Genomic DNA, 11,780 nt, shown 5'->3' with positions numbered 1-11,780 from the left:
GTCGAAATACCCGCCTTCCCGCCATGCGGTATCTTTCAATTAGTGATGGAATTTCTTGAATATTTAAATTAGGAAATACTAAACTTGTTTCGGTTTGGATATATTTCACTTTTGTATCATCTTTCAACATTTTTGCCATTAACCTTGACACTTCATCATTTAAATTTCTCTGGGTACAACGCTTGAGCTAATATTTTAACTCCCTGAGCAAACCTGATGCCTGATGTACTGTAGCTGTAATCAATAACAATAAATTTATCTTTTTGTACAGCAGAAATTTTTGCATAGGCGGGATTTGTGAGAAAAAATTGTCGCTGTTCTTTCGCAGGCGACCAACTCGCATCACTGAGAATAATTGTTTCGGGATTGCGGTTAATTACATCTTCCCAATTAACGGTTATATAAGTACCATTCGCTTTTTCTTGAAATATATTCCGACCACCCGCAAATTCCAAAATTTGATTTGGTAAACTATCAATGGTAATTGTATAAGGTGGACTTTCACTAGCATACCAAAAGACAGGTTTGGGAGGATTGATTTGTCCTAGTTTTGTTTGAGTAGATTGCAATTCTTGTTTTAAATTGTTAATTAATTTAATAGCGCGATCGCTCACTCCAAAAATCTGACCAATTTCCGCAATTTCATTGTAAATATTCTCTAGCAATTCCCTTTTCTTCGAGCAAACTTCGATAGCACCTTCCGCTAAATAGGAGTTAATTCCCAAACTTAGTAAATATTTACGTCCACTAACTGCATCCTTACCAAAAGCACCAGGAAATGAACCATAGACGAAATCTGGTTCAGCACCTAATAAGACTTCTTTTGAGGGATATTTATCGGCAATGACAGGAATTTGCGAGTAGGTTTTTTGGTATTCTGGCAGAATGCGATCGTCTAAATAAGCTGTACCAACTATCTGCGTCTCTAAACCCAGTGCTAACATGATTTCTGTTGCAGGTTGGTTGAGAGTAACTACACGTTTTGGTGGTTGTTTGTAGGTAATAGTAATACCACAATTCTCAATCGTCACTGGGGTAAAATGAGCAGCCACAGGTTGCAGATTTTTAGTATTTTTTACCTGCATCTGACAAGCAGTCACTATCACTAATAAAGCAGTTATGAGGAAACGTATATAGCGATTTCGCCACCAAGTAAAATCAGGAAGTTTCATTATTAACCCCCTTAAAAGTCAAACGACACTGTTCCTTGGATTGTAAACGGTGCGGCGGGGTAAATAAAGTAACCATCTAAAGTGTAATATTTGACATTAGAAATGTTTTTGAAGTTCAACCCAATTTTATAGTTATCCCGACGATAGAAAATAGCAGCATCGGCTCTCACGTAAGAAGGTAGCGTTAAAGTGCTGGGTAATCTAGTTTCTTGTTCTCCTACAAAAGCGAGTCCTAATCCCAACCCTAAACCTTGCAAATTACCGCTTTGAATTTGATAGGTCGTCCACAAGCTAGCACTATTTTCAGGTACACCATACAATCTACTACCAACAGGAATATCTTCGTCTTTTGTCACCACAGCATCGGTGTAGGCGTAGTTAGCAATAATATTCCAACCTGGTAAAATTTGTCCTGTAATATCTAACTCTACCCCTCGGCTTCTTTGTTCGCCTGTGGTGATACTAAAATTGGGATCAATCGGGTCTGGAGTCAATACATTTTGTCGAGTAATTTGGTAAAATGCCAACGTTGCTGAAAGTCGGTCTTTAATCCAATCTTGTTTAATTCCGACTTCAAATTGTTCGCCAATTTCTGGTTTAAACTGCTCATCTGTCCGGCTTCTAGCAGAGTAATTAGGAGCAAAAGAGTTTGACCAATTGAAGTAAAGCGACGTTGTTTGACTAGGCTGATAAACTATACCGACTCGTGGGGAAAATTGCGAATTGGATTGTTCGTTAATTGTCGTGTTTGTCACACGATTTTTTCTGAATAATTCATTAGCATCAAAGCGACCACCAGCTAATATTTTCAGGTTAGGTAGAACTTCGATTAAATCTTGGATGTAAATTCCGATGTTGTCTGAGCCATATTCTCTACCAGAAGTTGGCGAGGATGGAATCACAAACTTTGTACTGTACTGGGGGTTGAAAATATCAATTGAAGTTACATCCCCATCTGTAAAATCATACTGAAATTTATATCGAGATACTTCTACTCCAAATAGTAGATTATGGCGAATTGATCCAGTATTAAATTTACCGTAAATTTCGTTTTGCAAGGTCAAATTATTATTAGCTTCATCTGATTTTGTTAAACCTCTATCTCCTGTTCTACGGTCATCTTGTAAGGCGAATAGAAATGTTGATTTGGTATCTAAATCAGCCTGAACTATGTTAAACCCCTGGCGAAATCTCCAGTTATCACTGAATTTATGTTCAAAATTATAAGTAAATGCAGTTGAACGAGTATTACTTTCACTAAAATTAGGTTCTCCCAAAAATCTATTTCTGGGGAGTGTTAAAAATTCCGGTTCTGGGAGGAAGCCGTAATTAAAGTTTAAATTATAATTTTGGTATTCAAATTCTACAGCAAGATTTGTACGCGGGCCGATTTTCCAGGTAAATGCAGGGGCGATAAAAAAACTATCATTTCTTGTAAAATCGCGGAAACTATCTGCATTTTCATAAGCAATATTCAGCCGATAAAGCAGTGATTTATCTTCTGTGAGTGGCCCAGTTAAGTCAATTGTAGGGCGGAAAAAATTATAACTGCCATAGGTAATACTAGCGTTATAGTAAGGCTGTTCGAGAGGCTTTTTTGTGACGGTATTGACTACACCACTGGGAATCCCAGAACTAAACTGACCACCTCCATACAAAACTGAGGCTGGCCCTTTGAGGATTTCAAATTGTTCGACGTTGGCGATATCGCGGGGGGTGACATAGCCGAAATCTTGAAAGCCATTGCGTAAGTTGCCAAAATTTGTCGTGAAGCCGCGAATGCGAAAGCCTACGGAGGGTAGAGAACCATAACCCGCCTCTTGTTGGACACCAGCGACATTATCAGCTAAATCGTTGAGTCTAACTACACCTCTATCTTCAATTATCTGACGGGGGATGACTTGAATAGATAAAGGTAAATCCCGTAGTGGTGCTTCTATTTTAGTGCCGGTAGTGGCGGTGGGGACGTTATACCCATCTCGTTCTCCTGTCACTGTTAGTTCAATGGGTTGATTAGTCTCAGCCGATGGTTGCGTTGCTGGTTTTTCACTAGTAGGTGATGTAACTAGTGTGACGACGAAAATTAAACCTGCATCGCTGTCATCTAACTCAACTTTGGGGACACCCTCCTCACCTGTCACAGTTACTCGAATACTATTTGCATCTTGATTTGTAACTACTAATTCTGTAATTCCTGCAAATGGTTTTTCTTGACGAAATAAGTTACCATTAGGTAAACTTAACTGCGCGTTAGGAATATCGATAATAAAATTATTTCCCTCACTCTTATTGGTAACTTGCAGTTTATCAGATGCAGAAGTTTCTAAGATTATTTCTAAGCTCTTAGGAGTTTGATTGAGGTGTACTCCTGTCACTTGAATAACTGGATTTTGTTGCTGGGCGAATAATTCTTGAACGCTTGTGTAAGGAAGCTGTATCTCGCTTAATTGAGGAATGTCTTTGATAGCTATTTCTTGCGAATATGCGGGGAAGGCATTCAAAATTGATATGGTAGAAGTTAGCCATAGATAAGCGAGTAAACTATCTTGTTTCACCTCATTCCTCACACCGTTGATGGTAAATTACACCACAAAGTAAATACTGTGAGAATAAGTAAAATTACTACTGATGTCAAAAGACATATTGTCAAACTTAACTTGATTTATATTTTCAGGGAAACTTGTGATTTGGCTTTGCTGATGTTATTGTCACTTCTCAATACCATTCTAGATGAGAGCAATTTCTAACTGAGATGAGAGTTGTTGTTGTAAATTTTTGAGTAAGTTTAAGGTTTTCTCATAGCTTGTAGTTGCTCCTTCTTGGGCAAAGTATTCTACAGCCTTTTGTAAGTCTGCGATCGCTGTTCGTTCATGACCCAGTTGATGATTAGCTATACCTCGATTCAGATAGGCTTGGGCATTGCCAGGCTGAAGCTGAAGTGATGCTGTAAAATCTCTAATGGCACAAGAGTTATCGCCGCTTCTACCGCAAGCACAACCACGATTATAGTAAGCTCTATAGTCATGGGGATTGAGATGAATTGCCTTGGAGAAATCATCCATAGCACTTGGCAAATTTGATAACTCAAACCAAGCTAGTCCTCGGTCGTTGTAAATATCTGCTAGGCGGAACGTAGATGTTTGGGGAATAGTGATTAACGCTAGATTGTAATCAGAGATAGCTTGTTCATGATTCCCCAACATTGCCTGGGCTATACCTCGGTTATAGTAAGCTCGGAAATCATCAGGCTTGAGACCAATAACTTTGTTACTGTCAGCGATCGCTTGCTTATATTCCCCTAGTCTGTAGTATGCTAGTCCCCGATTGAGATGTGCTTCCACATTGTCAGGGGTCAATTTGAGAGCTTGATTGCAGTCAGCAATGGCACTTTGATAATCTGCTAATTCTAGATAAGCTAGACAGCGATCGCTATAAGCTGCCGCAAAATCTTTTTGTATCTCAATCGCCGTATTAAAATTTTCGATAGCTTCTTGGTAATTACCATGCAACAATTTCTCTATTCCTGACTGGAGAAATACACTCGCTACATTTGGCTCTTTCACTGTAGATAATGGGTGTGCAGGTGCAGCGAAAACAAGACAAGCAAACATCACAGCAATACTAAAACTCAAGATGAATCGGTTCATGGAATGAAGAGAAACAACAGCCGATCAACTACACAACTTTATTTTCATGGTCATTCCTAGCATAGTCAAAAGACAACCTGTCAAATGATGTCAAAATTAACGAGTTCAACGCTTCTCTACTTTGACAATTGGTCGTTTGACAGCAGATCATCCATTACTGAGAATTGGAAGATACCTTAAATCAGTTATCAGTTATCAGTTATCAGGGGGATGGTGGGGGATTTAGACCCGCCACCATCCCCTTTCACCAATTGGTGTGGTGTTTCAGGATTTAACTGATAACTGTTTACTGTTCACTGTTCACTGTTCACTGTTAAACGCATAGGTGAAATGATGCAGTTGTCTGCGAAATTAGCGGTATTGACATTAGTCACAATTCCCTGCACCGCAATTCTGGGGAATTATGCTATCGGTTTAGCTTCTACTACTGAAACTCAAGAAGTCACAATTAGATTTAATAGTAAAGTTGGTCAACAACCCTTTGAATGTGGCAAAACCTACACTTTAGGTAAACCAGCGAAAAAATTTACTCTCTCTGACTTCCGTTTCTATGTATCTGATATAGCTTTAATCGATGCTAAAGGTAAAGTTGTACCCCTCACCTTAACCCAGGATGGTAAATGGCAATACCAAAACGTAGCTTTAATAGACTTTGAAAATAAATCTGGTGCTTGTGTTAATGGCACAGTAGAAACACGTAATCAAGTGATAGGTACAGTACCTAAAGGAAAATATCAAGGACTGCAATTTACTCTGGGTATCCCCTTCAATCTCAATCATGAAGATTCTGTCATCGCCCCATCACCCCTAAATTTAACCTCCCTCTGGTGGAACTGGCTGTCTGGTTACAAATTTGCTCGCATTGATTTAGAGAAGCATCGTCACACTAGCCCAGGCGCGAAACATGATGAACCCAATCATCAAGCACAGGGTTTCCCCATCCATTTGGGTAGCACTGGTTGTCAAGCTCAAACAGGTAATCAAAAACCCTCATCTTGTAAAAATCCCAATACCGTGAAGGTTGTCTTAACTAAATTTGATCCCAACAAAAATATCGTGGTTGCAGACTTAGCAGCGTTGTTAAGCAACACAAATTTAACCATCAACCAACCAAATACCGCTCCAGGTTGTATGTCATCTCCCGATGATGGCGATTGTGTGGGCATTATGACTAATTTTGGTCTACCATTTGGCGATCGCCCTGCTTCTACACAGAAATTCTTTAGAGTGGAGTGATAGAAAAATAGAGAATGGGGATTGGGCAAGATGCCTCCCCTGCTTCTTCCTAGCCTTTAACTTGCTCCGAATTCCCAGATGAAATTAACTCGTTTGTTTACCCTCGCAGTAATTTGTCTGTTGTCAATTTGTCTCTCAATGGGGCTAAGTAAAGCATTTGGCACATCACCGAATTCAGAATATGACTGGAATCTCCCAGCTTGGATGCCGAAGCCAATTGTACCAGCCGATAACCCCATGAGTTCGCCAAAAGTAGAGTTGGGAAGGCATCTTTTTTATGAGAAGCGGTTATCAATCACGGGTGAATTCTCTTGTGCGTCTTGCCATATTCAGTCCTTGGCTTTTACTGATGGGAAAACTGTAGCGGTGGGTGCAACTGGTGAAAAACACCCCCGTAACTCTATGAGTCTCGCTAATATTGGCTACAACCCGGTATTAACTTGGGCTAACCCTTTGATGACAAAGTTGGAAACTCAAGCTTTAGTGCCAATGTTTGGGGAACATCCGGTAGAAATGGGTATGGTAGGAAGGGAACAACAAATATTAACAATGCTGCGGAATGACTCCAAATATCGACAGATGTTTGCAATAGCCTTTGGAGAAAGTCAAGAAGCAATTAGCTTGAGTAATCTGACTAAAGCTATAGCAGCTTTTGAACGTACTTTGATTTCCGTGAACTCTCCCTATGATCGTTATCGCTTCGGTGGTGACTCTCATGCTATTTCCAAAGCTGCTCAACGGGGGGAAAAGTTATTCCACAGTGAACGTCTGGAATGTTTTCATTGTCATGGTGGCATTAATTTTAGCGATTCAGTGATGCACGATCGCCTGGCTTTTGTGGAAATCGCCTTTCACAACACTGGCCTATATAATATTGATGGTAAAGGAGCTTATCCACCAGATAATACTGGTGTTTATGAAATTACTACCCAACCCTCCGATATGGGACGTTTCAAAGCTCCAACTCTGCGAAATATTGCTCTGACTGCTCCCTATATGCACGATGGTAGTATCCCTACTCTAGAAGCAGTTATCGACCACTACAAAGCAGGTGGGAGAACGATTCATACAGGAAAGTTTGCAGGAGTAGGAAGCAAAAATCCTTTCAAGAGTGAATTTATTAGCGGTTTTGAATTAACTGAAGCTGAAAAAAATGACCTGATAGCTTTCCTAAAAAGTTTAACTGATGAAACATTTATTCATAACCCTGCTTTTAGTGATCCCAACTAATAACAATTCAAAATTCAAAATTCAAAATTCAAAATTCAAAATTAAGAATCAAGACAGAACAAGCGTTTGAGGCTGTATATCTGTCACATTCTTTTTTCAAATTGGTATAATTTAGGACTTACGCAGTGTCAATAATTTTCTGGCTTTTTTGTCAATAGTCAATAGTCCACAGTCAAAAAACCTTGATTTTGACTATTGACTATTGACTATTGACCACCCTCAGAAGGGTTTTTTGTTTCAGTGCGTAATTCCTATAATTATTTCTGGTGCGCCCATTTTTTAAGGCAGCTTTTTCCTTTAGTTCTCAAGTTTTGATGATTACCTTCATAGGCTTTTTTGTATGGATTATGCTATTCTACAATGCCTATCTATATAGGGTATTTCGGGGCAAAGTAGTTAGTAGTCATTATGGGAAATAATATCTAATTCAGTCTGAGAAAAAGTATAATTTAGCCCTAATGTACCAGCTTCAGTCTGTGCATTCGGGCTTGTTTTAACCCAGTTTGTAATCACAACCGAAATTATTGGGCTGAAGTAGGATATTGGCACACTTTAATCATATAAAAGTTATTATCCTTAACTTTTATATAAGTTTGACAGTTGGTCTTTTGACATTAGATTCATTATCAGGTGATGATAAAAAGTATATTTGCTTCAAGTATTTCCTATTAAAATATAGAGGTGCATACATACCTACTCTAAAGTTAAGGGATACAAATTTCTTTGTATCCCTTATTTATTAATATTTGCGCTCTAATTAGATTGTGCAGGCAATATGGTTGGAAGAAACTAACATCTGGGATTTGGACAAAAATCAACAATTATGGCTTAAATTGGTATCACTTATTCCCCATAATGTGTACCTATGACTTTCCCGCGAAACACAATGTAATTGTAGATGTTGTAGAACAACATAATGGGAATCAGAAATCCAATGAAGATAATCATGAAAACTAACGCGCTAGGTGCTGCGGCTGCTTGATAAATGGTGATACCTGGAGGGATGATATAGGGAAAAACAACTAATCCCAAGCCCACAAAGGTAAGTAAAAAAAGCAGCACTGTCCAAACTAGGGGAGTGGTTTCTGCTTTGCGGTTCAGGCTTTGAATCAATAACCCAATCAGCAGCACACCTAGCAGGGGAATGAGTGAAAATAGATATACTTCTGGTTGGTGAAATAACTTTGCCCTGGCATTTTCATACACAACAGGAGTAGCGATGGTGATTAAAATTGCACCTATAAGGGTTGTCCAAGCAGCGAGTTTTGCTGTGCGGTAATGAGATGTTTGCAGTTCTCCCTCAGTTTTCAAGATGAGATAGGTGGAGCCAATCAACACATAACCTTGAATCAATGTCAAGGCAACTAAGAGCGATCGCCAATCGAGCCAATCCCACATACTACCGATAAAATGACCCGATTCATCCACCTTAATGCCTTCTAAAATGCTCCCCAAGGCAAATCCTTGAAACAGCGCCGCCATGAAACTCCCAACTCCAAAGGCAACATTCCAAAATACTTTGTTGGTAGAATGCTCTCGAAACTCAAAGGCCACAGCCCGAAAAATCAAACCAAATATCATGCCAAAAATGGGAATGTAGAGCGCATTCAAAATGGTGCCATAAGCCAGAGGAAATGCTCCAAATAATGCACCCCCCATCAACACCAACCAGGTTTCATTGGCATCCCAAATATTACCCAAACTCGTCATTAAAATGTCCCGTCGCTCCTCATTGGAACTGGTTAGGGACAGGATACCTACACCTAGATCAAACCCGTCTAACATGACGTAGAGAAACAAAAACAGAGCCAAGATGACAAACCATACCTGGGCTAAAAAGTGTTCTAAATTCTCCATACAATTACTGAATTGTTTTACCTATTTGATTTACGAAAAAGATCAGGTTCAAAGCCTTGTCCCTGGCGATGGCGCAGCGTCCGCACGCTCGTTTCGACTGCGCTCAACTACCGCTTGACGAAGTGTGGGTGGTTTCTCTCCTCTGCTCCCCTGCACCTCTGCACCTCTGCTTTTTCACTGCTGTGCTTCCACAGGACGTTGATCGGGAACAAATTCAGCCGGAGTAGTTTCTACGCCTGGTTTGGTGTCAATACCTGGAACGGGAAGCTCCAAATTGGGGCCTTGACGAATGATTCGACTACCAAAGAATAAAGCACAAATAAACAGGGCTGTATAAATTCCGGCAAAAATTAGCAAGGATGTTAAAACCTCAGTCGCCGGTAGGTGGGAAACGCCATCTGCTGTGCGAATTTTCCCATAAACTACCCAAGGTTGTCGCCCAACACAGCGCACAATCCAGCCTGATTCAACGGCGATGTAGCCCAATGGAGCCGCTAAAATCCAGATTCGCAGTAGCCATTTTTGCCCGGCGATCGCTTCTGGTGAAAGTTTACCCCGCAACCATTGAATCACACTGATACCCATCAAGCCAGCCAAGAAAAAGCCAATACCGCTCATGATGCGGAAGGAATAATAAATCAAACCCACCATCCGGGGGCGATCTTCAGGTTTCCACTCTTTCAGTCCCAGAACGGGTTTAGACAGATTTTGTTTGAATTCCAAAATGTAGCCTAAACCGTTGGGAATTGAGATTTCCCAGTCATTTTGCTCAGTCTTATTGTTGGGTAATGCAACTACACTCCAGGGCGCGGGTTGTCCGGCTGGAGAGGTTTCCCACTTAGCTTCCATCGCGGCGAGTTTTGTAGGCTGATAATCAGCTACTTGCTCGGCGCTGAGGTGTCCGACATAGATTTGCAATGGGGTGACAGCGATCGCTGTTGCTAGGGCAATTTTCAGCGATCGCGCAAAGAAAGCTTGATGGCGGTTGTTGAGAATATACCAGGCGCTAATTCCCCCAATCACAAACAGAGAAGTTTCCAGCGTCCCTAAAAACATATGGGAGACACTGTTGACCATGAAGGGGTTTAAAATTGCCTGAAAGTAATCATCAACAACAAATTTCCCGTTCACTATTTCCCCACCGGCTGGGGTCTGCAACCAAGAGTTTGCCGCTAAAATCCAGAAGGTAGATAGGTTTGCACCAAAGGCAACCATAATGGTGGCAAAATAGTGAATCACTGGGTTTACTCTTTCCCAGCCAAATAGCATAATACCCAGAAATCCGGCTTCTAGCATGAATGCCATCGAAGCCTCAAAGCCTAGAATACTGCCAAAAAAGTCGCCTACCGCTTCAGAAAATGGGGCCCAGTTCGTGCCAAATTGAAACTCCATTGGTAAGCCCGATGCTACACCAATCCCGAAATTCAACACATATAGCTTCGCCCAGAAACGAGCATGGTGGTAGTAATCAGGATTGCGTGTTTTTAGCCACATTCCTTCGACAATGACCAGATAAATCCCCATCCCCGTGGTGAGAACAGGCCATAGCATATGAAAAATCGCCGTCAGTGCAAACTGCATCCGCGATAGAGCGACGGTGTCCGATATAAAATCCATGAACTAACCTCTGAATTTATTTAAATCTTGACTTGCGTAGCATCTTGGGGTCATAGTCGCATGGTAACGGAACATTTCTCAGTAAACCAAAAAGTTTTTCCCAAAGAGCGATCGCTAATTTACTGTATTAAAGGGATTAGGTGAGTATTTGAGTTCTTTTTAAGAGTAATTTAGACCATTTCAAGCACTAACTCTATATTTATTTGTAATCAAAAAGACACTTAACAAACTTACTACTGTACTAATTATAAATATAAAGCTGTAACCCATTGTACTTGCCAACATTCCGCTCAAGACTGTGGCAGCAATTCCACCTAAAAACATTACAGAAACTTGAATTGTGTAATCAGTAGCGGCTGTATTTTTTTCGCATTTATCCATCATGGCACTGAGTAAAGCAGTATATGCCATACTTTGGGTTGCATTAACTATAATACAAACTGTATAAAGTACAAGCACACTACTCACACCAATTGCCGGAATAATATATAAAAGTGTGGTCAGGGCTGCTATGAAGCCAAATATAATTAGAGACTTTATTCTTCCTAATTTGACAATTACTAATCCCGCAATCAAGGCACTAACAATACGGGCGCTATAGCTAACTATTCCTAAAATCCAACCAATATCTGGTAAAGACAAACCCCTATCTACTAAAAGCGGGCGAATCATCAGACCCGTTACACTATCACCCATCATATATAGCAGGACAACAAAAAGCCAAGGTAATGCTTTTGGACGTGATAAAAAGCTGATAAATGGTTGAAAGTATGATCGAAAAAAGGTTGAATTTTCTAGTTGATACCACTCGTGAGGGGTTAGATTAAAGTGTATTTTGTCAATGAGCTAAAATACTTAAACTTATCTAAATAAAAATGATAATCATGTGGTGGGGAGGGGGAGGAGGCGAGCGACGCTCGCCTCCTCCCCCCTCTTTTCGATTATCATTATCATTAAAATTTTTAGCAGATAAAATATGGAACGAAAAAGCATTGTAACAACACAATAACTTGGGAAGAAT

The 11,780-nt window shown here is 40.3% G+C and carries 8 protein-coding genes; 2 read left to right on the top strand and 6 right to left on the bottom strand.

The genetic code is table 11. The features are described 5' to 3' along the window. Positions 1-155 precede the first annotated feature (155 nt). The 3 genes from H6G14_RS31450 to H6G14_RS31440 form a co-directional block, all read right to left on the bottom strand. Positions 156-1,172 carry an ABC transporter substrate-binding protein gene (locus H6G14_RS31450; RefSeq protein ID WP_190572695.1) on the bottom strand — a complete coding sequence of 339 codons (1,017 nt, stop codon included), beginning with the start codon at positions 1,170-1,172 and terminating at the stop codon, positions 156-158. 11 nt (positions 1,173-1,183) lie between these two features. Further along, entirely contained in the window at positions 1,184-3,727 is a 2,544-nt protein-coding gene (locus H6G14_RS31445) for a TonB-dependent siderophore receptor (protein WP_190572693.1), read from the bottom strand. Between the two features lie 171 nt (positions 3,728-3,898). After that, positions 3,899-4,819 carry a tetratricopeptide repeat protein gene (locus tag H6G14_RS31440; protein WP_190572691.1) on the bottom strand — a complete coding sequence of 307 codons (921 nt, stop codon included), beginning with the start codon at positions 4,817-4,819 and terminating at the stop codon, positions 3,899-3,901. Positions 4,820-5,149: 330 nt separating this feature from the next. On the opposite strand from H6G14_RS31440, the gene H6G14_RS31435 reads away from it, so the two are divergent. Both H6G14_RS31435 and H6G14_RS31430 read left to right on the top strand, forming a co-directional pair. Next, the gene (locus tag H6G14_RS31435; protein WP_242054236.1) at positions 5,150-6,055 is read left to right on the top strand and encodes an MbnP family copper-binding protein; all 906 of its coding nucleotides are present in this window, start codon (positions 5,150-5,152) and stop codon (positions 6,053-6,055) included. Positions 6,056-6,133: 78 nt separating this feature from the next. Then, positions 6,134-7,285, top strand: a complete 1,152-nt coding sequence (locus H6G14_RS31430; RefSeq protein ID WP_190572689.1) for a methanobactin export MATE transporter MbnM — start codon at positions 6,134-6,136, stop codon at positions 7,283-7,285. An 843-nt stretch (positions 7,286-8,128) separates the two neighbouring features. Here H6G14_RS31430 and cydB read toward each other — a convergent pair. From cydB to H6G14_RS31415, 3 genes are all read right to left on the bottom strand, one after another. After that, positions 8,129-9,142: a cytochrome d ubiquinol oxidase subunit II gene (gene cydB / locus H6G14_RS31425; RefSeq protein ID WP_190572687.1), complete on the bottom strand. Its 1,014-nt coding sequence runs from the start codon at positions 9,140-9,142 to the stop codon at positions 8,129-8,131. A 174-nt stretch (positions 9,143-9,316) separates the two neighbouring features. Then, positions 9,317-10,759 carry a cytochrome ubiquinol oxidase subunit I gene (locus tag H6G14_RS31420; RefSeq protein ID WP_190572685.1) on the bottom strand — a complete coding sequence of 481 codons (1,443 nt, stop codon included), beginning with the start codon at positions 10,757-10,759 and terminating at the stop codon, positions 9,317-9,319. A gap of 180 nt (positions 10,760-10,939) precedes the next feature. Continuing rightward, entirely contained in the window at positions 10,940-11,467 is a 528-nt protein-coding gene (locus H6G14_RS31415) for an MFS transporter (RefSeq protein WP_422394121.1), read from the bottom strand. Between the last annotated feature and the right edge of the window lie 313 nt (positions 11,468-11,780).

It is taken from the genome of Nostoc parmelioides FACHB-3921 (genome assembly GCF_014696625.1).
GTDB classification, from domain to species: Bacteria; Cyanobacteriota; Cyanobacteriia; order Cyanobacteriales; family Nostocaceae; genus Trichormus; species Trichormus parmelioides.
This window is presented reverse-complemented; position numbering and strand designations above follow the sequence as displayed.

Excerpts from the sequence above, each read along its gene's own strand:
- H6G14_RS31450 (WP_190572695.1), bottom strand. The coding sequence starts at position 1,172 with ATGAAACTTCCTGATTTTACTTGGTGGCGAAATCGCTATATACGTTTC.
- H6G14_RS31440 (WP_190572691.1), bottom strand. The coding sequence starts at position 4,819 with ATGAACCGATTCATCTTGAGTTTTAGTATTGCTGTGATGTTTGCTTGT.
- H6G14_RS31435 (WP_242054236.1), top strand. The coding sequence starts at position 5,150 with ATGATGCAGTTGTCTGCGAAATTAGCGGTATTGACATTAGTCACAATT.
- H6G14_RS31430 (WP_190572689.1), top strand. The coding sequence starts at position 6,134 with ATGAAATTAACTCGTTTGTTTACCCTCGCAGTAATTTGTCTGTTGTCA.
- cydB (WP_190572687.1), bottom strand. The coding sequence starts at position 9,142 with ATGGAGAATTTAGAACACTTTTTAGCCCAGGTATGGTTTGTCATCTTG.
- H6G14_RS31420 (WP_190572685.1), bottom strand. The coding sequence starts at position 10,759 with ATGGATTTTATATCGGACACCGTCGCTCTATCGCGGATGCAGTTTGCA.